The organism is Empedobacter sp. GD03865 (assembly GCF_029840775.1).
In the GTDB taxonomy this organism is placed as follows: Bacteria; Bacteroidota; Bacteroidia; order Flavobacteriales; family Weeksellaceae; genus Empedobacter; species Empedobacter falsenii_B.
The window spans coordinates 90,300-111,752 of the sequence record NZ_JAOCDF010000002.1 but is presented as its reverse complement, the minus strand read 5'-3'; the positions used below and the strand labels follow the sequence as shown (position 1 = coordinate 111,752).

Annotated in this window: 19 protein-coding genes and 1 pseudogene; 9 read left to right on the top strand and 11 right to left on the bottom strand. The window is 31.4% G+C overall.

Features of this window, described 5'->3' with window-relative positions:
• The first annotated feature begins 54 nt into the window (after positions 1-54).
• From N5D46_RS01495 to N5D46_RS01485, 3 genes are read left to right on the top strand one after another with little or no spacing between them, the layout of a single operon-like run.
• On the top strand, positions 55-597 hold the full coding sequence (locus N5D46_RS01495) for an RNA polymerase sigma factor (RefSeq protein WP_038334626.1): 543 nt from the start codon (positions 55-57) through the stop codon (positions 595-597).
• Between the two features lie 44 nt (positions 598-641).
• Positions 642-1,199: a C40 family peptidase gene (locus tag N5D46_RS01490; protein WP_038334631.1), complete on the top strand. Its 558-nt coding sequence runs from the start codon at positions 642-644 to the stop codon at positions 1,197-1,199.
• Between the two features lie 8 nt (positions 1,200-1,207).
• Positions 1,208-3,034: a hypothetical protein gene (locus tag N5D46_RS01485; RefSeq protein ID WP_280048984.1), complete on the top strand. Its 1,827-nt coding sequence runs from the start codon at positions 1,208-1,210 to the stop codon at positions 3,032-3,034.
• Positions 3,035-3,088: 54 nt separating this feature from the next.
• Here the strand turns inward: N5D46_RS01485 and N5D46_RS01480 are convergent, their stop codons facing one another.
• On the bottom strand, positions 3,089-4,273 hold the full coding sequence (locus N5D46_RS01480; protein WP_280048983.1) for an FtsX-like permease family protein: 1,185 nt from the start codon (positions 4,271-4,273) through the stop codon (positions 3,089-3,091).
• Positions 4,273-4,632, bottom strand: a complete 360-nt coding sequence (gene rbfA, locus N5D46_RS01475) for a 30S ribosome-binding factor RbfA (protein WP_280048982.1) — start codon at positions 4,630-4,632, stop codon at positions 4,273-4,275. Before rbfA ends, N5D46_RS01480 begins: the two co-directional genes overlap by 1 nt.
• A gap of 94 nt (positions 4,633-4,726) precedes the next feature.
• Here rbfA and N5D46_RS01470 point away from each other — a divergent pair, with 94 nt between their 5' ends.
• On the top strand, positions 4,727-5,125 hold the full coding sequence (locus N5D46_RS01470; RefSeq protein WP_019975256.1) for a group III truncated hemoglobin: 399 nt from the start codon (positions 4,727-4,729) through the stop codon (positions 5,123-5,125).
• Positions 5,126-5,183: 58 nt separating this feature from the next.
• Here the strand turns inward: N5D46_RS01470 and N5D46_RS01465 are convergent, their stop codons facing one another.
• The 4 genes from N5D46_RS01465 to N5D46_RS01450 all read right to left on the bottom strand — a co-directional run bounded on the left by N5D46_RS01465 (position 5,184) and on the right by N5D46_RS01450 (position 10,917).
• Entirely contained in the window at positions 5,184-6,557 is a 1,374-nt protein-coding gene (locus N5D46_RS01465) for an NAD-dependent succinate-semialdehyde dehydrogenase (protein WP_280048981.1), read from the bottom strand.
• 411 nt (positions 6,558-6,968) lie between these two features.
• Positions 6,969-8,528, bottom strand: coding sequence for a replicative DNA helicase (gene dnaB, locus N5D46_RS01460; protein ID WP_115001280.1), 1,560 nt, complete (start codon positions 8,526-8,528; stop codon positions 6,969-6,971).
• A 99-nt stretch (positions 8,529-8,627) separates the two neighbouring features.
• A complete protein-coding gene (locus N5D46_RS01455) occupies positions 8,628-9,581 on the bottom strand; it encodes an acetyl-CoA carboxylase carboxyltransferase subunit alpha (RefSeq protein ID WP_038334644.1) in 954 nt (317 codons plus the stop codon).
• 157 nt (positions 9,582-9,738) lie between these two features.
• Positions 9,739-10,917 carry a thiolase family protein gene (locus N5D46_RS01450; protein WP_115001279.1) on the bottom strand — a complete coding sequence of 393 codons (1,179 nt, stop codon included), beginning with the start codon at positions 10,915-10,917 and terminating at the stop codon, positions 9,739-9,741.
• Positions 10,918-11,110: 193 nt separating this feature from the next.
• On the opposite strand from N5D46_RS01450, the gene N5D46_RS01445 reads away from it, so the two are divergent.
• From N5D46_RS01445 to N5D46_RS01435, 3 genes are all read left to right on the top strand, one after another.
• On the top strand, positions 11,111-12,415 hold the full coding sequence (locus N5D46_RS01445) for a M28 family peptidase (RefSeq protein ID WP_280048980.1): 1,305 nt from the start codon (positions 11,111-11,113) through the stop codon (positions 12,413-12,415).
• Positions 12,416-12,878: 463 nt separating this feature from the next.
• Positions 12,879-13,451 carry a hypothetical protein gene (locus tag N5D46_RS01440; protein WP_125349041.1) on the top strand — a complete coding sequence of 191 codons (573 nt, stop codon included), beginning with the start codon at positions 12,879-12,881 and terminating at the stop codon, positions 13,449-13,451.
• 117 nt (positions 13,452-13,568) lie between these two features.
• The gene (locus N5D46_RS01435) at positions 13,569-14,015 is read left to right on the top strand and encodes a hypothetical protein (RefSeq protein ID WP_125349042.1); all 447 of its coding nucleotides are present in this window, start codon (positions 13,569-13,571) and stop codon (positions 14,013-14,015) included.
• A gap of 61 nt (positions 14,016-14,076) precedes the next feature.
• Here the strand turns inward: N5D46_RS01435 and N5D46_RS01430 are convergent, their stop codons facing one another.
• Positions 14,077-15,030: a 2-oxoglutarate and iron-dependent oxygenase domain-containing protein gene (locus N5D46_RS01430; RefSeq protein WP_280048979.1), complete on the bottom strand. Its 954-nt coding sequence runs from the start codon at positions 15,028-15,030 to the stop codon at positions 14,077-14,079.
• Positions 15,031-15,320: 290 nt separating this feature from the next.
• Here N5D46_RS01430 and N5D46_RS01425 point away from each other — a divergent pair, with 290 nt between their 5' ends.
• Both N5D46_RS01425 and hemF read left to right on the top strand, forming a co-directional pair.
• Complete coding sequence (locus N5D46_RS01425; protein WP_038334655.1) at positions 15,321-15,752, top strand: hypothetical protein; 432 nt, start codon at positions 15,321-15,323, stop codon at positions 15,750-15,752.
• A 76-nt stretch (positions 15,753-15,828) separates the two neighbouring features.
• Positions 15,829-16,731, top strand: coding sequence for an oxygen-dependent coproporphyrinogen oxidase (gene hemF, locus N5D46_RS01420; protein ID WP_280048978.1), 903 nt, complete (start codon positions 15,829-15,831; stop codon positions 16,729-16,731).
• A gap of 43 nt (positions 16,732-16,774) precedes the next feature.
• Here hemF and N5D46_RS01415 read toward each other — a convergent pair whose 3' ends face one another.
• The 4 genes and pseudogenes from N5D46_RS01415 to N5D46_RS01400 form a co-directional block, all read right to left on the bottom strand.
• The gene (locus N5D46_RS01415; protein ID WP_280048977.1) at positions 16,775-18,220 is read right to left on the bottom strand and encodes an RtcB family protein; all 1,446 of its coding nucleotides are present in this window, start codon (positions 18,218-18,220) and stop codon (positions 16,775-16,777) included.
• Positions 18,207-19,274 (bottom strand): nucleotidyltransferase domain-containing protein, encoded by a 1,068-nt coding sequence (locus N5D46_RS01410; RefSeq protein WP_280048976.1) that lies wholly within the window; start codon positions 19,272-19,274, stop codon positions 18,207-18,209. Before N5D46_RS01410 ends, N5D46_RS01415 begins: the two co-directional genes overlap by 14 nt.
• Positions 19,271-20,026: pseudogene (locus N5D46_RS01405) on the bottom strand (nucleotidyltransferase domain-containing protein). Before N5D46_RS01405 ends, N5D46_RS01410 begins: the two are co-directional and overlap by 4 nt.
• Positions 20,023-21,114, bottom strand: a complete 1,092-nt coding sequence (locus tag N5D46_RS01400) for a slipin family protein (RefSeq protein ID WP_115001269.1) — start codon at positions 21,112-21,114, stop codon at positions 20,023-20,025. Before N5D46_RS01400 ends, N5D46_RS01405 begins: the two are co-directional and overlap by 4 nt.
• Between the last annotated feature and the right edge of the window lie 339 nt (positions 21,115-21,453).

The window sequence follows — 21,453 nt, the reverse complement described above, 5'->3', positions numbered from 1 at the left end:
GAAGCTTTTTTTATACTATATATTTTGTTATATTTATCATAATTGATTTAGTAAATGACATTAGAGGACATAATTTTAGAAGCTAAAAAAGGGAAACGAAATGCTCAGAACGCAGTGATAGAGGTTTTGTGGAACAAAGTTTATCATTATGTATTTTCTAAGATTAGAAACGAAGAAGAAGCCGAAGATATCGCTATAGAAACGTTTACGAAGGTTTTTACAAAATTGAAATTATATAACGAAGATTTTGACTTTACGACTTGGGTAATTTCTATCGCACATAATACGATGATTGATCATATCAGAAGATCTCCAAAACTGAATATTTCTCTTGATGATGAAACCAATTTTTTAGAAATTTTAGAAGATCATCCTTCGCCAGAAGAACATTTGATTTTAAAACAAGATAATGACACGCTGATAAAAGCTATTGCAAAATTGAGAGAACCTTATCAAAAAATTATAGAATTGCGTTATATCGAAGATAAAACATACAAAGAGATTGCTGAAGAACTCAATTTGACCTTACCAAATGTTAAAGTTCGTCTTTTAAGAGCCAAACAATTGTTAACAGAGGTGATGCAAGATAATATTTAGTAAATTTATTCGTTGAAAATTTGTTGAAGAAAACTGGATCGAAAATGAAGAAGCACATATACCTTACAACAATTATTATCGCAAGTTTATTCTTGACGTCTTGTGGAAGTAGTAAAGTAACTTCGTATAAGAAAACTGGTTCTAAAAAAGTTTATACTTCTTCCAAAAAAAACGAATCTACAGAGGTTTTTCGTTCTAAAAATGCTGATGATAGTGCGCCTCGTGATATAAATAAAATTCTAAAAACGGCAAAATCTTACTTAGGAACACCTTACAAATATGGTGGAGTTACGAAAACAGGTTTCGATTGTTCGGGACTGGTTTATGTAAGTTTCAAGGAAATGAATTTAGAATTGCCTCGTCGTTCGAGTGATCAAGCTGAATATGGAAAAGAAATTACAATCGAAAATGTTAAAATAGGTGATTTAATATTTTTTAATACTTCAGGAAATTCAATCTCTCATGTAGGTATTGTAGAAAGTATTAATCATGACGGATCAATCAGTTTTGTACATTCTTCAACTTCGAAAGGTGTCATCATTTCTTCCCTTGATGAAAATTATTGGAAAACTAGATTTGTAAAAGCGGTTAGACTTTTATAACTTGACGTGTGCTTAAAAAAAGAACTATATTATTAACTTTTTTTGGATTACTATTTTTTAGTTTATCCATAGTTGTTAATGCTCAAGAAGATAGTGTCAAAATTGATACAGTTAGAATTGAGAATAAAAATCATTCTAAGTTTAGAAAGTTTTACCAAAAATTATTATTCAAGAAAAAACCAACGAGTTTTCCTATTCTGCCCAATAATAATGTAGGTGATGGAAAATATCAAGGAAAAATTATTCGAAATATTTACTACAAAACACAAGACCCTTTCGGATATTCTTTGCAGGACACGACAAGAAAACCGACAAAATGGATTGAAAGAACTGGAAATACACTACACGGGAAATCTAAGCAATTTGTGTTGCGTCAAAATATGTTGCTGAAACTAGGAGATAAATATGATTCTGTAAAAGCAGCTGAATCTGAGCGTTTAATACGTACCAATCGTTCTATTCGTCGAGTAGAGATTAAGGAAGAAGCTGTCGGGAATGATTCGGTTGATTTATATGTCAATTCAATTGACTCTTGGAGTATGTTTATTACAGGTTCGGTTTCGAGTTCAAAAGCTGGAATTCGCATTAGAGAGCGAAATTTTTTAGGTTTAGGACATGTGTTTGATAATCGTTACCGTCACAATTACAAAACAGGAAATTCGTTATATCAATTTAATTATACGGTACCAAATATTGCCCAAACTCGAATTATTGGGAATGTACGTTATTTCAAAAATGAAGATAATCATTATACAAAATCAATCAGTTTTGTACGACCTTTTTATTCGCCATTAGCACATTATGCAGGTGGAGTTTCGGTTGGACAAGTGTATTTTAAAGATTCATTAGATTTCGAAAAACCTATTTTGGTTGATAACCATTTCAAATATAATTACCAAGATTATTGGTTGGCAAGAGCGTTTAGAATTGATGATGGTCATTCAGAAAATATTACCAATTTTATTGTTTCAGGGCGATTTTATGATCGATCTTATACCGAAACACCAACTCCAGAAAACGATCCTGTGAACTTTTTTTCTGACCAAACGAATTATTTAGTAGGGATAGGAATTTCTTCAAAACGATATATCAAAACAAAATATATTTTCAATTATGATATTGAAGAAGATATTGCGATAGGGAAATCATTGGGCATTATAGGAGGAATTCAAAATATTCGTCAAACTGATCGTTATTATCTTGGCGGAAAAGCTTCTGCTGGAGGTTTTTTAAATACCGGTTTTTGGGGATTTGGAGTTGAGTTTGGAGGATTTTTTAATAAAGGAAAATTTGAACAAAAAACGCTGTCTGTAGAATTACAATATATGGCAAAGTTGATAAATTGGGGAAAATGGAAGTTCAGAAACTTCATGAAAACTAATTATCTTTTGGGACATGATCTTTTAGATTCTCCTGCGGATCAACTTTCGCTTCATGAACATGATTATTTGGGAATGGCAGGTTTCAAATCGGATAGAGGATTAACAGGTCAACAGAAATTAATGTTCGAGTATCAATTGCAATCTTATACGCCTTACGAGTTTTTAGGATTTCGTATTTCGCCATTTTTCAATGCGATGGTTGCGGCAATTGGAGATAACAAAAAATTTATACTGAATAATAACCCAATTTATTCGCGTTTTAGTTTGGGTGTGATGTTGACAAATGATTATTTTGTGTTTAATAATATTCGTTTTTCATTGTCGTATTATCCTTCAATTCCTGGACAAGGTGATAATCTAATCAAGACAAATTTATTAGATAATAGAGATTTCCAAATGATGGATTTCGACTTCTCAAAACCAAATTACATTCGTTGGAATAGGTGGGATTAAAGTATAAAAAAAGCTTGAAGATTTCTTCAAGCTTTTTTTATGTCTTAATATTTTTTATTTCACTTGTCTGGAAACGATCCACGAAACCAAGCTTCCCAAACCTAAAACAGTTACAATAACTGCAACAAAGTTTTCGACAGAAAAGATAAATGGAAACGGAACAGTTGGCGAAGCCATAACCAAACCAAAATCTATTTGTAATAATCCAATAACAGAGGCGATTAATAAACCTGTTGTCATCGCAATAAAGGTGATAATAAAACCAGTTTGGAAGAAAATATTACGAATATTTTTTCGTGATAATCCAAAACTATACATCGTCTGAATTTCTTTCTTTTTATCCAAAATCAAGATAATAATTGTTCCTGCCAAATTGAAACATGCAATGATAATGACTAACGTAAAAATCAAGTAACTGATTAAGTTTTCCATATTCATTACTTTCAAGAATGCTGAATCTAAATCTTGTCTGGTTTCGATTTTATAATGAGAACCTAATGCTTTTTGAAGTTGAATTTTTACTTCGTTAAACGATTTTTTTCCAGTCGTTTTTACCTCAATCGAATAACATTGATTTTCGTTTAACAACAATAATTCTTGCGCCAAACCTAAAGTCGTAAATATGTGTTTGTCGTATTGTTCGTTCAAAATAAACACGCCAACACTGTACGCATCTTTGCGTGTAAAAGCATCGCTTTCTTGTTTTATTAGACCTGTTCCAGCTTTTGGCATCATCAAATCTGCTGGCGTTATCGGATCGATATAAAGTTGCAAACGCTCTGCAATTCCATTCGAAACAATAAAATTATCATCGCGATTAAAATCTAAATATTGTCCACCATAAATTACCGTATCTAAACGTGTAACTTTGGTGAAATTTTCGTCAACACCTTTCAAATAGGCAATATCTTGCTTTCCTTTGTAATCGATGTAGACTTTTTCTTCGATGATTTTAGAAAAAGCTTTGACATCTTTTTGTTGCTTTAATTGATCCACAACAAAAGTTAAACTGTCCAATACTTTTCCTTTCGAAGGTGATATTTTAATTTCAGGATTTACATTGCTATAATATTTTAAATTCATTTTTTCTAATCCCGAAAAAACGGATAAAATAATAAATAAAGCCGCTGTAGCAACCAGAATAGCACCAACAGCAATCGATGTAATAATGTTTACAGCGTTTGTATTCGTTTTCGAAAAAATGTAGCGTTTCGCAATGTAAAGTGAAATGTTTCTCATTATAAGATTGGATTATTTCCTTCTCCTCTTAGCGCTTTGTCGATTTTATCCATTTCGTCTAACGAATTATCTAAAATGAAAATTAATTCTGGTGTAACACGCATTTGCTTAGAAGCACTTTTTGATAAAATTCCTCTAAATAATGGTGTATTCACTCTAATTTCTTTGAAAATTTCGTCTTTTTGAGTACTTGGAAAAATACTTACATAGATTTTAGAAACGCTCAAATCTGGTGTTACTTTTACTTCTGTAACACTAATCAAATTTCCAGGGAATTCCTTTACAGCCCATTTTCTAAAAGCTTCTGCTAATTCTTCTTGAAATAATTTACTTACTTTTTGTTGTCTATTGCTATCCAATTCTATTCATTTTTATGAGACTGTAAAATTACTGCATTTTTTCGTGATTAAAAACATTGATGAATTGAATTAAGTTCTTTGTAAATTTGTTTTAATGAAAAAAGATATCGAAACTTCAGAAGATGTTGCTTTATTGGTAAATACGTTTTACGATAAAGTGCAAAAAGATGATGTCATTGGTTACTTTTTTTCGGAAGTTGCAAAGGTAAATTGGGACGAACATTTGCCGCATATGATTCAGTTTTGGGAAACTGTTTTATTAGGAAAAGCAACTTTTGAAGGTTGGCCAATGCGAACACATTTGGTTTTGAGTCAGAAAGAGAAATTAAAACCGCATCATTTCGAGCGTTGGATTGAATTGTGGTACGGAATAATTGACGAAAAATTTGAAGGAGAAATAGCAAATGAAGCAAAAAATAGAGCAAAAATTATGCGTGATTTAATTCTTTTCAAAATTGACCAAATGGAACAAAAACAAGGGTTTATTCAATAAAAAAAATGCAGCTTCATAAAAGTTGCATTTTTTTATTATTTTAGATATGATTGAAAAATTATTTCGCAATCATGATTAATTTTTTATTAATAAATTCCATGATTCCAGCTTTAGAAAGCTCTCGTCCGTAACCTGAATGTTTCACACCACCGAAAGGTAAATCTGGGCTTGAAGAAACTTGTTTGTTTACGTAAACCATTCCCGAATCTATTCTACGAGCGATTTTCTCCGCATTCGGAACATCTTCTGTATAAATAGAAGCACCTAATCCGTAAGGCGTATCATTCGCAATTTTGATTGCTTCTTCTACATCCTTCACTTTCCAAATACAAACCACAGGTCCAAAAACTTCTTCGTCATAAGCCTTCATTCCAGGTTTTAAATCTGTCAAAATTGTTGGTTGTAAAAAGAAACCTTCACGATCAATACGTTTTCCTCCCGAAACAATTGTTGCGCCTTTATTAGCTGAATCATTAATTTGCTCAACTAATTTTTCTAATGCACTTTCCGAACTTACAGGTCCCATATTGGTATCTGCTTGTGTAGGATCGCCAACTTTCATTCCGTTTACATAGTCTGTAATTTTTTTCAAATATTCGTCGTAAATACCTTCTTGTACAATAATACGTTTCGAAGAAGTACAGGCTTGTCCAGCATTACGTAAACGACCGTTAATTGTTCCGCTCATCACTTTTTCGATATCCGCATCATTCAAAACAATCATTGGATCAGAACCACCAAGTTCTAAAACCGAAGGTTTTACATTTTTACCCGCGATACTTGCAACCTCTGCACCAGCAGCTTCGGAACCAGTTAAAGAAACTCCAACAATTTTTGGGTTATTGATAATTGTATCTGTGTCTTTTCCTGACATCAACAAGTTTTTGTACAAACCTTTTGGAGCGCCAGCAGCTGTAAACATTTCTTCGAAAGCGATTCCACATTGCGGAATATTAGAAGCTGTTTTCAAAACAACTGTGTTACCAGCCATAATGTGAGGTCCGGCAAAACGCGCAATTTGAGAAAAAGGGAAATTCCAAGGCATAACACCTAACAACACACCAATTGGTTCTGAGACCACATAAGCGTCACCTTTTTCTGTTTGTAAAGGAACATTTGCCAAGAATTCTTCTGCATTATCAGCGTAATATTCGATGATATTTGCACTATAATCAATCTCGATTTCGCTCTCATACAATGGTTTTCCCATTTCTGTTGTAATCAAAGCAGCTAATCGAGTTTTTTGCTTGCGCATTTCGTTTGCAACACGGTTCATAACAGCTTTTCTTTCTTCGAAAGATTCGAATCGCCATGTTTGATATAATTCGTTTGCGTCGTCTATATATTGATTGATTTCTTCGCTTGTGTAGGCTTGAAATTCTTTTTCGATTTTACCTGTAGCAGGATTTAATGTTCTGATTGAACTTGCCATTTCACTCTTTATTTAATGTATACAAAGTTGTAGCAATTCTCGTTCCTAACAAAACTTTTAGGATAAATAAAACTGATAGTTTGTTGAATAAAACTAAATGTAGTTGATTGTTTAGTTTTTATATTAATTTAATCTAGATGATTGTTTGTTGAATTAAGAAATTTCTATTTTTCGAAATGTTTAAGGTTTTAGATTTCTTAAATATTTTTGAAAGATGATAAGTCATTCTGAACTCGTTTCAGAATCACATTATCATATATTATAATTAGTAAAATAAATTTAAAACAATAACGATTTGTCATACCGAGCTTGTCGAGGTATCTTTTATATTATTGATTATAAAAAAATATAATGATGAGAAGCTGAAATGAATTCAGCTTGACCATAATATTACTTAATGAAAATTATTTTCTAAAAAGGTAAATTATCGTCGTCGTTGTTCATGGAACTTGTGAATTCCCCACCGAAATCTCCAAAAGCATCAGAAGGATCAATAGCAGATAAATTCATGGCACTTCCCATTTCTTGAGAACCATCATTCATCGAACTTTGAATTTCGAAATCTCCACCAAACGAAGTTTCTAAATCGGTAAATTTAGCTTGTTCATTAATGAATCGTAAACGTACATTTTCTAACGCACCATTACGGTGTTTCGCAATGATAAACTCTGCTTGTCCAGCACAAGGTTCACTTTCATCATCCCAATATTCCAATTTATAATATTCGGGACGATAAATAAACGAAACGATATCGGCATCTTGCTCAATCGCTCCAGATTCACGTAAATCCGATAATAATGGACGCTTGCTTCCTCCACGAGTTTCTACCGAACGAGATAACTGCGAAAGTGCAATAACAGGAATACTTAACTCTTTTGCGATTGCTTTTAAGGAGCGCGAAATCATCGAAATTTCTTGCTCACGGTTTCCATTTGCTTTTCCACCAGCAGTCATTAACTGTAAGTAGTCAATCAAAATCATTTTTACACCATGTTGAGAAACCAAACGACGCGCTTTTGCTCTTAAATCGAAGATAGAAAGGGCAGGCGTATCGTCAATGTAAAGCGGTGCATTTTCAAGACCTTTTACTTTTGTATATAATTGTTTCCATTCGTGATCGGCTAATTTTGCTTTACGCAATTTTTCACCCGAAATTCCAGTTTCACCCGAAATCATACGCGTAATCAACTGAACAGAAGACATCTCTAATGAAAAAACAGCAACTGGAATATTTTTGTCCACCGTCATATTTTTCGCCATCGAAAGGATAAAAGCGGTTTTCCCCATACCAGGACGAGCGGCTAAGATAATCAAATCCGATTCTTGCCAACCCGAAGTAATTTTATCAATTTCTGTAAATCCAGAAGATAAACCAGACATTCCTTCTTTGGTAGATTGGGCTTTAATTTTGTCAATCGCTTCTGTAACTAAATCTCTTGCTTCCGAATAACTACGCTTGATTCCACCTTCTGTAATTTCGAATAATTTCGATTCAGAATAATCCAGTAAATCAAATACATCGGCAGTGTCATCGTATGATTTCTCAATGACTTGATTCGAAATTTCAATTAAACGACGAAGAATGTATTTTTCTTGAATTACACGAGCATAATATTCCACGTGCGCAGAAGAAGAAACTTTTTGCGTTAATTGAATCAAATAATAATCACCTCCAACACGATCTAATTTGCCCTCACTTTTCAACTCATTCGAAACCGTTAATAAATCAATTGGTTCTGAATCGTTAAATAATTTTTGAATGACAGCATAAATCGCCTGATGCTCTGGACGATAAAAAACTTGCGGCGTAAGAATGTCTATGACTTCATCCAACCCTTTTTTATCAATCATCATCGCGCCAAGTACAGCTTGCTCTAAATCAACAGCTTGAGGAGGAAGTTTACCTTTCTCTAAACCAATGACATTGTGCTTGTTAGCTGGTATTTCGGGATTATAATTTGCTTGTTCCATAAGAGTTCCAAAATTAAATAAAAAAACGAGATATAACTAATTTTATATCTCGTTTTAAAATCGTATATTCTACAATAAGTATTATTGTAAAACAATATTTTATCCTGAAAATTCTCCGAATTTAATGTAGCGTTCTTGACGTTGTTGTTGTAATTCTTTTGGAGAAAGTTTTTTCAATTCGTTGTAAGTATCTAAAACTTTATTTTTCAAGTTTGTGTATGCAACTTCTGGTTTGTAGTGTGCTCCACCAAGTGGTTCTTGAATGATATCTTCAATTAATCCTAATTCTAACATATCAGGACCAGTTAATTTCATTTGCGAAGCAGCTTGCTCTTTGTAATCCCAACTTCTCCATAAAATTGTAGAACAGTTTTCTGGTGAAATTACAGAATACCAAGTGTTTTCTAACATGAACACTTTGTTCCCAACTCCAATTCCTAATGCTCCACCTGAAGCTCCTTCACCAATTACAATTGTAATGATAGGAACTGTAAGTTTCAACATTTCGTAGATGTTTTTAGCGATAGCTTCACCTTGACCTCTTTCTTCAGCTTCTAAACCAGGATATGCACCAGGAGTGTCGACTAAAGTCAAGACAGGAATATTAAACTTTTCTGCTAACTTCATCAAACGTAAAGCTTTGCGGTAACCATCTGGATTAGACATTCCGAAACGACGATATTGTCTTTCTTTGGTATTTTTTCCTTTTTGTTGACCAATAATCATAAAAGTTTGACCATTGATTTTTCCCATACCACCAACCATTGCTTTATCATCAGCAAAAGTTCTATCTCCGTGAATTTCGATAAACGTGTTATCTGTGATCGCGTAAGCGTAGTCTAAAGTATAAGGGCGAGAAGGATGACGAGACAATTGTACACGTTGCCATGGCGTTAAATTACCATAGATTTCCTTCTTTTTATTTTCAATTGCAATTTCAATTTCAACGCAAGCCTGTTTGATGTTAACACCGCTTCCTTCGCCGACGATTTGACAGCTTTGTAACTGTTCTTCTAAATCTTTGATAGGTTGTTCAAATTCTAAATATTCCATACAAAAGTGTTTGTTCAATCCAACAAATATAGAAAAGGTTTTTAAGCCAATTATAATAAATGTCGAATGTTTTTCAGATTTTTTACAAGTATTTTAATTTCAAAAGATAAAAAAGCGTCTACAGATTAGACGCTTTCATCGTGTATTTGATCTAAAATTAGATTTTTTCGATAATCATTGCAGATGCTCCACCGCCACCATTACAGATAGCTGCACCACCAATTTTTCCTCCGTTTTGCTCTAAAACATTTAATAATGTAACCAAAATTCTTGATCCAGAATTTCCAAGTGGATGACCAATAGAAACCGCACCACCATTTACATTGACTTTAGAAGCATCAAGGTTTAATAATTTAGTATTTGCAATTCCAACAACTGAAAACGCTTCGTTAAATTCCCAGAAATCAACATCAGCAGCTGTCATATTTGCTTTTTTCAATAATTTTTCAACCGCTTTAGCTGGTGCAGTTGTAAATTTTGAAGGTTCTTGAGAAGCATCAGCATAAGCAATAACTTTTGCAAGAGGTTTTAATCCTAATTCGTTTGCTTTATCTAAAGACATTAATACTAAAGCAGAAGCTCCATCATTAATTGTAGAAGCATTTGCAGCAGTTACAGTTCCGTCTTTAGAGAAAACAGCGCGCAAACCTGGAACTTTATCAAAGTTTACATTTTTATATTCTTCGTCTTCTTTAAAAATAACTGGTTCTCCTTTGCGTTGAGGAATTTCTACAGGAACAACTTCGTTGTCAAATTTTCCAGCAGCCCAAGCAGCAGCAGATTTTTTGTAAGAATTAATTGCAAACTCATCTTGCTCTTCACGAGAAATATTGAACTCAGTTGCACAAGTATCTCCGAAAAGTCCCATCATTTCTTTGCTGTAGTAATCTTGTAAACCATCGTTCACAATTCCATCTAACAAAACAGTATTTCCGTATTTATTTCCAGTTCTTGCATTTGGTGAATAGAAAGGAACCATCGACATGTTTTCCATTCCTCCAGCAACTACAACATCTGCGTCACCTAAACGAATTGCTTGTGTAGCAAACATTACAGCTTTCATACCAGAGGCACAAACTTTGTTTACCGTTGTTGCAGGAATTGTATTTGGTAAACCTGCTTTTATCATTGCTTGCTTAGCAGGTGCTTGTCCTTCACCAGCTTGCAATACATTTCCCATATATACTTCATCAACCAAAGATCCATCTAAGTTGATTTTATCTAAAGCTCCTTTAATAGCTGTTGCGCCTAAATCTGTAGCTGGAACGTTAGATAAACTTCCCAAAAAAGATCCCATTGCTGTACGAACAGCTGAAACTATTACGACTTCTTTCATTTAATTTGTGATTTGTTGTTTTTATTATGATAACTTAATAATGCAAGATATAAAATTTATAGTAGTATTAATTTGATTTACTTTTTAAAGATTTTTTAAATTTGTTATTGACTTAATACAGATAATTGATTTTTTTTGTTAAAATGATAATTATCTTAGAATAGAATATTTTTTGAAGAATAAAATGATTAAAATGCTGAAGAATAAAATGATATTATTTGGTTTGATTTCGTGTTTTGTAATTACAATCGGAAATGCGCAAACCTTTGATCAAAAATATTTTAAATCAATTTTAGATTCGCTTACGTCAAATTCGTTTGCTGGCAGAGGTTATGTAGAAAATGGAATGACAAATGCTGGAATTTATTTACAAAACGAATTTCAAAAAAATGGATTGAAGTCTTTTTCTAATCGTTATAATCAAACATTTACTTTTCCGATTAATATTATCAAAGATGCAAAACTGAAAATTAATGGAAAAGAATTAAAATATGGAATTGATTTTATTGTAAAGCCAAGTTCTAAATCAATTTCGAAAACCAATTCACCTTTTTATATTTTTGACACAAAAGCCTATGTGGAATCTTTTCAGTCGAAAGATAAAACGAGGGATTTTATTGTGAAAGATGATGAATCGCAAAAAGGAAAACATATTATTTTGCCGCCTTTAGTGACTTCTGTAGATTCTATTCAGAAATATTACAAACAATGGGCGAATATTTATGAGAAAAATGAAAATAAAAATCGAGCGATTTTTAGATTTACATCAGATAAATTGACTTCAAGTCTTAGTCAACGACAATCTTCTATTTCAGAATTTATTATTTCGGATAAATTTTATTCTAAAAATTTAAAAATAAACGATTATTCTATTGATTCAGAGTTAAATAATTCATTCGAAGCAAATAATATAATTGGTTACATTGACGGAAAGAACAATGATAGCGTAATTGTGATTTCTGCTCATTATGATCATTTAGGGAAAGTTGGACAAACTATTTTTCCTGGAGCGAGTGATAATGCGAGCGGAACTGCAATGATGATGGCGCTGATGAAGTATTATTCAAAACATCAGCCTAATTATAGAACAGTTTTTATGGCTTTTGCAGGTGAAGAAGCGGGGATTTTAGGCGCAGATTATTATGTTAATCATCCTCTTTTTCCATTGAATCAAATCAAATTTTTAGTCAATTTAGATATTATGGGAGCGGGCGATCAAGGAATTCAAGTTGTGAATGGTAAAGTTTTTAAAAATCAATTTGAAAAATTAGTTGAATTCAATCAAACAAATAAATACCTAAAAGAAGTTAAAATTCGAGGAGAATCGTGTAATTCCGATCATTGTCCGTTTTATTTGAAAGGTGTTCCGTCGTTTTTTATTTACACATTAGGAGGAAAAGGTTTTTATCATGATCCCAATGATACAGCTGAAAGTTTGGATTTGAGTTCCTCTGAAAAAGTATATAATTTGTTGAAAGCTTTTATTGATAAGCTATAAAAAAATAATCCGTTCAAAGTGAACGGATTACTAACCAACCTAAACTACTATAAAAAACTCTAAAAAGTAAAAAGAGTGCGAGTAATTCCAAACTTCATAAATCAATTTCGTTATACTCGTTGTTACTCTTTGTCTTACTATCTATGAATAAATTATTTGACACTGCAAATGTCTAACTTTTATGTCTTGTTTGGAAAAATTGTAAAAGATTTTATTTATAATAGTTATAGAGAATATTTATAATAAACGTTTGTTGTCGGATATTAAACTTTGTATTAATTTGTTAAAAACAAACAATAATAGTTAAAGTGTAATTGTATGAAAGCGTACTTTAACACCTTTTTAACTATTTGTTTACGAAAATATGATGAAATGATAAGATTTGAAATCTTTTCAACTAAATTTGATTTTTGAATCGTAAAGACTTCATAAATTTAAACAAATTTTAAACCAAAACGCCAAAATGAGACTTTTTTTATTGGTTTTTTCCTTACATATTGTGTTATTTGTTGATGCGCAAAATGTTAACCCAAATCAAATTCGAACAAAAATTTACGATACTATTTTACAAGATATCCAAAAACAAAGTTTAGAATTTCCGAACAAAAAAATTGTGGTAGATCCTACGATTAATAAGTTTGAAGATTATAAAATGGACGAATTTGGGCTGAAATTAGATTCGGCGAAATATCTACAAGACACTTCAATTTGTTCTAAATTAACAACCTATAAATGCGTTTCGAAATTTGAGATTGATAATTATTCGATTACCAATGTTTACAAAGATGAAGCAGATGCGTTATATCCTGACTTTTATGGGATTTATGCACCAATCGATTCGTGGTACAATTTGATTTATTATGCGGCTGTTAATCATTTTGAGAAGGATAGAGAATTTCAATTTAACGTCTTAATTCCAGTTCGAAATGTGCAAATGAAAAATAAAACGATGAAGGAAAAAATGTTCTTTTATAACGTTTTGTTTGATGAGCAATTTAAGATTCTAAAATTTGAAAAATTATTATTAAAACATTAAAATTCAATCAGAAAAGTTGTAAATTAGCAAGACTCAAATTTTTAATTGATGTTAAACGTTAGCGCTTATATAGACGAGCTTTTGCAGTTATCAAAAGGCAATTTACGGATTTGCCGTATGAATTGGTGGCTTTTAAAATACGAAGATGAATTTGAGAAAGCAATAGAACAAACGTCTTGTAAAAAGTGGCAAAGATGGCTTTATAATGGAGAACATCCATATCCATGTGTTTGTCCAAAGCGCGAAAAATTATGCGTTTTTATCGATTTATATCGTGAATTGGATCGTTTGACACAAGTGCAACGTTTAGAGAATTTTTTTCACGAATATTTTCAAAAATTTGAGTTGATTAAAGATTCAAAAGAATCTTTAAAAAACTGGATGAATGATATTCGTCCAACGATTTCGTCCATTTATTTATTGTTGGATAAGAATGATAATCTAAAGATTAGATTTTATAATTCGGATCCAGTTTTGGAAGTGGATATCAATAAAAATGATTATAAATACACCTTGTTGTGTTTGGATATTTTTAACTACAACATGTACGTAAGAGGCATGTAAACGAAAAGAGAGTTGACGAAATCAACTCTCTTTTTTTATGAAATAATAGATTAAATATGGCTTATTTAATTAAACCAATTTCTCTTAAACGCTGAGTCAAGAAATCTCCAGCTGTAATATCTTCAAATTGTTTTGGATTTTCTTCTGTTACACAATCTTCTAAAACAGATAAATCCATTTCAGAAATTGGATGCATAAAGAATGGAATAGAAAAACGAGATGTTCCCCATAATTCTTTCTCTGGATTAACCACTTGGTGAATTGTTGATTTTAATCTGTTGTTTGTGTGACGAGATAACATGTCACCAACATTAATCACCAATTCGTCGTCAGCAGCAATTGCATCAACCCAAGTTCCATCATGACGTTGCACTTGTAATCCACGACCTTGCGCTCCCATTAACAATGTAATCAAGTTAATATCTCCGTGAGCACCTGCACGAACTGCATCTTTAGGTTCTTCCGTGATAGGAGGATAGTGAATTGCTCTCAAAATAGAGTTTCCGTTTTTCACTTTATCATCAAAGTAAAACTCGTCTAAACCTAAGAATAAAGCCAAAGCACGTAAAACGTAAACTCCAGTTTTTTCTAATTGTTTGTATGTTTCTTCACCATAAGTGTTAAAACCTGGAACTTCGTTTACATCAACATTTTCTGGATAGTTGTATTTCGCTTTATCTTCTTCAGATAAATACTGTCCAAAATGCCAAAATTCTTTCAAGTCACCAACAGTTCTACCTTTAGCATGTTCGTTTCCGAAAGCTGTATAACCGCGTTGACCACCAATTCCTTCTACTACATAACTTTGTTTTGTTTCTGTAGGTAAAGCGTAGAATTCGCGAACGCTTTTATATAAATTTTCAACTAATTCGTCAGATAAAAAATGTCCTTTCAAAGCAACGAATCCGATTTCTTCGTATGCTTGACCAATTTCGTTGACAAATTTTTGTTTTCTTGCAGGATCATCAGATAAAAAGTCTGCTAAATTAACCGATGGAATTCCGTTTTGTGACATTTATATTTTGTTTTATAAAATTTCTTCTGCAAAGGTATAGAAAGATTTCTTTTGTGAATAATATTGTTAATAACTTTTTTGGATTGCTATTGGTTTGATTTAAAATTAAATCGTTTAAATGATTTTAATTGGCTAAAATATTTATTTTTAATGATATTAAGTTTATTTTGAAGGTTCTATTGATTTTGATAAATATAAGCATTTACTATTTAAAATTGTATTTTAATATATATTACTTATAATTCTGATAATGGATATGGGTTTTGTTATATTACAAAAAATTAAAATGAATGAAATTACTATTTACTTTTTTATTATTTAGTTCAATTGTCTTTGCTCAAGAAAAAGGGAAGGCTAGGATGATGATTTATCCTGGTTGTGAAAAATTTGAAAAGAAAGGTGTAAAGAAGTTAGCAGACTGTTTTAGTAAGGATTTTAATAAACAGCTATTGCTTGAAGTTGAACAGGTGTTAAAAAATAATGGTTTGACAATTAATGAAATAAATGTAAATGCAAAAGTTAAATTTCAGATAAATAAAGAAGGTGAGTTTCAAGATTTAGAAGTAATTGGAAATGATTCAGAGAAATTACTTATTGAAGAGGCTTTTGTGAATTATGTTGTAAAATTGAAAAAAGACAACAAAAAAATAATTCCTGCTGTTACTGAAAAAGGAGAAGCTGCAAGATTAATTTTTGATATACCATTTAAAATTATAAATTAAGGTTTGAAGTTTTATTAATCTTAAGGCTAATTTTACCACAAGGAGATTTCATTCTATATTTGCAAAAATATTTATGATGAAAGATCAATTTTTTCAATATATACAAGACTTACAAAATAAAATTATTGCCAAACTTGAAGAAGTTGATGGTAAAGCAAAATTTTTACGAGATAATTGGGAACGCGAAGAAGGAGGCGGAGGTCTTTCTTGTGTTTTAACTGACGGAGCTGTTTTTGAGAAAGCTGGTGTTAATATCTCGAAAGTTTATGGTGAATTGCCCGAAACAATGCAAAAAGCGTTGAATGTTTCATCGGGTAAATTTTTTGCTTGTGGATTGAGTTTGGTTATTCATCCAACAAGTCCACATATTCCGACGACTCATGCAAATTGGAGATATTTTGAAATGTATGACAAAGAAGGAAATGTTGTGGATCAATGGTTTGGAGGTGGACAAGATTTGACGCCATATTATTTGGACGAAGAAGATGTGATGCATTGGCATACGATCTGTAAAAAAAGTTGTGATGCGCATGATGTGGCGTTTTATCCGAAGTATAAAGAAGAATGTGATAAATATTTTTGGAATACGCATCGTGAAGAAGCGCGTGGAATAGGAGGTTTGTTCTTTGATTATTTGAAACCAACTTCAGAAAAAACAGTTGAACAATGGTATGATTTCGTAACAGAAGTAGGAAACTCATTTTTGGAGGCGTATATTCCGATTGTTGAAAAACACAAAAATGATGAATTTTCTGCTGAACAAAAGGAATGGCAAGAAGTTAGACGAGGTCGTTATGTGGAATTTAATTTAATTCATGATAGAGGAACTTTGTTTGGTTTGAAAACCAATGGTCGAATAGAATCTATTTTGATGAGTTTGCCGAAACATGTACAATGGCACTACAATCATCAGCCAGAAGAAGGTTCGGAAGAATATAAATTAGTTGATGTTTTGAAGCATCCAAAAGATTGGATTTAATCAATAAAATATAAAATGCCTGAACAATTGTTCAGGCATTTTTTTAATCTTCTCTCGATCCGTCATCTGCCATTCGGACCATTTTTGGTGTAAAAGTTGCCACAATATCCACCAAATCTTGTTGCGCAGCCATTACTTCGTGAATATCTTTATATGCCATTGGCGCTTCATCTTTTCCGCCACCAATTAATGTAATTTCAAAATCATTTAAATAATCGTTTATCTTGTTTTGTGATAATGATTTAATTGCTTGTGTTCGGCTCATCTTTCGACCAGCACCATGAGAAGCCGAATGAATAGAATTTTCTTCACCTTTTCCGCGAACCAAAAATCCTGGCGCAGTCATTGAACCTGGAATAATTCCCATCACATCTTTAGAAGCTGGTGTTGCACCTTTTCGATGAACAATTACTTCTTCGCCATTGTAAATTTCTTTCCAAGCAAAATTATGATGATTTTCTACTTTCGCTAAAACTTCTGCACCGACAGATTTTGCAATTTTTTGATGAATAATTTCGTGACAAGCCGAAGCATATTCGCCAGCCAAATTCATCGCAATCCAATATTCTTGACCTTCGGCTGAATCCAAATCCAAATAAGCTAAATTTTGTGCTTTGTATGGTAGTTTACAAATTTCTTTTGCAATTTTGGTATAATGTCCAGCGATTGTAGCGCCAAAACCTCTCGATCCAGAGTGCGTTAGCAAAGCCAAATATGAACCTTTTTTGATGTTCAGTTTTTCATCATCTTCCTTGAAATCAATCAAACCAAATTCTACAAAATGATTTCCTCCACCAGAAGAACCCAATTGCGACCACGCTTTATCTTTTAAATTTTGAATAAATGAATTCGTCTCGAATTTTGCATCATCTAAAATCTGATGTTCAGCTTTGTATTGACCATGAAAACCATGTCCTGCACCAAATTTTGTATTTTTGATCAAAGTTTCTTTTAATGAATCGTGATGTTCAAAATAATGAGAAGCAGGTAAATCATAAATCGATAAAGCCATTCTACATCCAATATCAACGCCGACACCATAAGGAATAATCGCATTTTTGGTTGCTAAAACTCCGCCAATTGGTAATCCATAACCTTGATGCGCATCTGGCATAATTGCGCCAGCAACGGTAACAGGAAGTTTCATGGCGACTTTCATTTGTTCTAAAGCGCCGTCCTCAATTTTTTCCGCACCATAAATTTTGAAATCGGTTGGATTTTCATTCAATTCAATTAAGTTTTCATCTTGTTGAGGTAAATGAATTCCATTGATAAAACCATTTGCAAGCGTTTTGAAAATTTTATCTTCTAAGAAATCTTGGGGAGAAGATAAAACTTGCGCATATTTATCAAGCATTTCTGCTTTTGTGTAACCATTTCTTTTTTTGTTGATTTTTAAGGCAATTCCTAAAATTTCATTTTCAGGATAACCCAAGGCAATCAAATCATTTCCATTGATTGGTTTATTTTGTTGTTCATTTGTTTTCATATAATTTGGTTCTAAGGTTAATTAAAAATTCTTCCACTTTCGAAGAGTTTATTTCGGATGGAAGACGTTTTAATTTCGATTTTTCTTCAATTTCTCGTTGTAAATTTTCAGCTTTTTCGATTACTTCTTCATAAGAAAAATCTCCATTTTTTATAGCTAATAATTCGTTACGATCTTCTGTTCGTTTTACATTTAGATTTCCAGTTTCCACTAATTCTTTTGCAACTTTTAATAAACGAATCGTGTGCATCATATTTTTACTATCGTAATTTTTTTCATGTGCAATATTAGTTGTGTATCGCTCTTCATTTCGCAATTTCATCCAATCCCAATATTCTTTGTATTGCTTGCAATAAGCGGAATATTCGTCTTTTTGGAAAATGAAATAGGCAATTGGTTTTTCATTTTTCGGAATTTCACTCAAACGAATATCATCATTCTTTTCATCTTTTATAATTCCTTTATAATTAAATTTTTCACTGTAATAAAGTGCAAATAAATCTTTTGAATGATTGATTTTACTTAATCCACAAAACGCTTGTTTATAAGAATTTGAAATGAGCCAATCAGCAAAAGAAATAGTTTTATTGTCATCAATAATATAAGAAAAATCAAGAACTATTTTTCTGTTTTTATCTATTGGATTTAGAAATTTCTTGTTTAAACCTTTTGCTTTTTTGATTTGACTCAATGCATATCCAACAAATGTTTTCTCAACTTCTGATGTGATAAAATCTTTGTAATTTAATTCATCTAACAAAGGCGATTTGTACAAAATATATTCTTCTGGAGTCGCTAAAATTTCTAAACAACTTGGATTATTTTTCAATAACAATTCAATAAATCGACCGATTTCGTAATACAGAATATCATTGGTTTCGTTGCTAATTTGTGCTTGATATTCGAAACCATAAAATTCATTTTTCGGCAAATAAAAAACGCCACGAATATCAGTATCAGAATTTTTGGTCGCTAAATTATACGCTTTACTTCCGCTTATACACTCAAATAAAATTAAGTTTTGACTTTTTAGATCTTCTATAGTTAGTTTCATTTTGTTACGGTTTTAATGAAAAATGCATTGATTTTATTTTTATCAAATTCAATTTTAGGCAATTTTTCTGATTTAATTTTTAATTCATTTTTCAAATTAATTATCCAATTTAAAGTTTCTTCATTTTTTGAGATTCTAAAACTTTCATCAACTTTAGATTTAATTTCAAGATATTTATCCACTTGATTTTCGATTGTTTTATCTTCGATTAAATATTTTAACTTTTCAAATTCCATCGGAGGAATTGTTTTATTTTCTACAATCCATTTCGCTGAAAGAACCGAACGTAAAGTATAAAACAAACTTTTGAGTTTAATTTCGTTTTGATGTTCCATTTCAATCAATCGCTTTGTTGTAATTCCCAAATAATGCATGGTAACTTTTTGAGAATTGAATTGTGAAGCAGCTAAATTGAACAATTCTTTTTCGAAAATCTCATTAGAAATATAATGAATTGGAGATTGTAAATATTCGTTGATACTCGAATTTGATTTCAACATTAAGCGCAAAACCTTTTGAATATCCCAACCTTTAAAATCCAGTTCATCTACAATTTCTAAATCTATAAAATCATCAACAGAATCAATTTTTAGATAATCGTTAATATTTCGTGTGTAAATAAATCGTACATCGTAATCGCTGTCAGTAGAAGGGAAGCCCTAAGCGCGGCTCCCAGATTCTACAGCAAAAAGAATTTTGACGTTATATTTATCTTCTATTTCTTTTAATTTATTTTGTATGATTGGTTTCATTTTGTAAACATTGTTTTTAGTTCATTTAATACATTCGACCCACCAGAAATTGAGATTTCTCCTACTTTATCAGCAATTTTTTCGATGTATTCCATCTCTTTCAATTTCCATAATGTTTCGTTTTCTTCCATTAATTTTGCTGTATTCAACAAGCTTCTTGTTGAAGCAGTTTCCTCACGACGCGTAATCGAATTAGCTTGAGCCGTTTTTTCGGCAATCAAAACACGGTTCATAATTTCTCTTATTTCTCCTGGAAGAATAATGTCTTTCATACCTGCGTCAATCAATTTTAGACCAATTTCTTGGAATTGAGCTTGATATTTTTGAATGATATAATTCGTTACCGAATTTTTATCTGACATCAAATCATCAAAATTCATGTTTCCAATAAATTCTCTCAAACCTAATTGAATGGCTTGATAAATCATTTTCTCGAAATCTTTGTTCGATTGATAAGCGTTTAACAAATCAGTAATTTGATAATTTACCATAAAATTGATTCGTAATTGCGCTTTATCTTTCGTCAAAATTTCTTGTCCCGAAATTTCAATTGTTTGCGGACGCATATCAAAAGATACCATCGAGATTTTAACTTCGTTGTTATAAAATTTATACTCGCCAGCTTTTAAAACTGAATTAAATTCATTGTCTTTGAACAAAATTCCTTCATGATAAGTTGGAATAGAAATAATACGAATCGCACCAGTTTTTCTTAAAATATCTATTTCTCTTTTTGTTAAATTCTTAATTTCGTCAGTAGAATTCAAGTCAAATTTTACAGCTTTTAATTGAGTCGAATTTTTCCAAATCATCACATTTTTATTGTAAAATGAATCGTACGATTGATTGTTTTTGTAAATAATCAACACTTCGTTATGTAATACTTCGATAAAATCTACCATCGATTTCAATGTTTCATTTTCTAAAAACATTGTGTGGTATTTTTCATCAATTATTTCGTTGATGTTTAATTTTTCGATGTTTTTATTAAAGAAAATCCAATAATTTCCTTTTGAGTAAATTTTATCTACTTCGTTATTTTTGATATAGATTCCAATTTCTTGGTTGTTAATTGCTAATTTTTTCATTTTATTATTTTTTATAGGTTTTTACTATTTTTTTTGTCATTCTGAGCCTGTCGAAGAATCTTTATTATGAGATACTGAAACGAGTTCAGGATGACTATTTTTTAATTCTATTCTCGATACAATTTTTCTTTATTTTCATTTCGAAAAATCACTCGAATTGACGAATTATTGTCATTCTGAGTTTATCGAAGAATCTTTTTCTAAATTTTTTAATTAAAAAAGCTAAATCATTTTTCTTTTTTAAAACGGAATTTGAAGTTTGAGCAGCTTATTTTGATTTCTTGTTTTAATCATTTTTTTCAAATCATTTTGACTTGATATTTTAGTTTAAATCCTTGA

Coding starts and splice junctions, on each gene's coding strand:
- N5D46_RS01430 (WP_280048979.1), bottom strand. CDS start 15,030: ATGTCACAAAACGGAATTCCATCGGTTAATTTAGCAGACTTTTTATCT.
- N5D46_RS01415 (WP_280048977.1), bottom strand. CDS start 18,220: ATGAAAACAAATGAACAACAAAATAAACCAATCAATGGAAATGATTTG.
- N5D46_RS01425 (WP_038334655.1), top strand. CDS start 15,321: ATGAAATTACTATTTACTTTTTTATTATTTAGTTCAATTGTCTTTGCT.
- N5D46_RS01490 (WP_038334631.1), top strand. CDS start 642: ATGAAGAAGCACATATACCTTACAACAATTATTATCGCAAGTTTATTC.
- hemF (WP_280048978.1), top strand. CDS start 15,829: ATGAAAGATCAATTTTTTCAATATATACAAGACTTACAAAATAAAATT.
- N5D46_RS01470 (WP_019975256.1), top strand. CDS start 4,727: ATGAAAAAAGATATCGAAACTTCAGAAGATGTTGCTTTATTGGTAAAT.
- N5D46_RS01480 (WP_280048983.1), bottom strand. CDS start 4,273: ATGAGAAACATTTCACTTTACATTGCGAAACGCTACATTTTTTCGAAA.
- N5D46_RS01455 (WP_038334644.1), bottom strand. CDS start 9,581: ATGGAATATTTAGAATTTGAACAACCTATCAAAGATTTAGAAGAACAG.
- N5D46_RS01450 (WP_115001279.1), bottom strand. CDS start 10,917: ATGAAAGAAGTCGTAATAGTTTCAGCTGTTCGTACAGCAATGGGATCT.
- dnaB (WP_115001280.1), bottom strand. CDS start 8,528: ATGGAACAAGCAAATTATAATCCCGAAATACCAGCTAACAAGCACAAT.
- N5D46_RS01435 (WP_125349042.1), top strand. CDS start 13,569: ATGAATTGGTGGCTTTTAAAATACGAAGATGAATTTGAGAAAGCAATA.
- N5D46_RS01495 (WP_038334626.1), top strand. CDS start 55: ATGACATTAGAGGACATAATTTTAGAAGCTAAAAAAGGGAAACGAAAT.
- N5D46_RS01400 (WP_115001269.1), bottom strand. CDS start 21,114: ATGAAAAAATTAGCAATTAACAACCAAGAAATTGGAATCTATATCAAA.
- N5D46_RS01410 (WP_280048976.1), bottom strand. CDS start 19,274: ATGAAACTAACTATAGAAGATCTAAAAAGTCAAAACTTAATTTTATTT.
- N5D46_RS01465 (WP_280048981.1), bottom strand. CDS start 6,557: ATGGCAAGTTCAATCAGAACATTAAATCCTGCTACAGGTAAAATCGAA.
- N5D46_RS01440 (WP_125349041.1), top strand. CDS start 12,879: ATGAGACTTTTTTTATTGGTTTTTTCCTTACATATTGTGTTATTTGTT.
- N5D46_RS01445 (WP_280048980.1), top strand. CDS start 11,111: ATGCTGAAGAATAAAATGATATTATTTGGTTTGATTTCGTGTTTTGTA.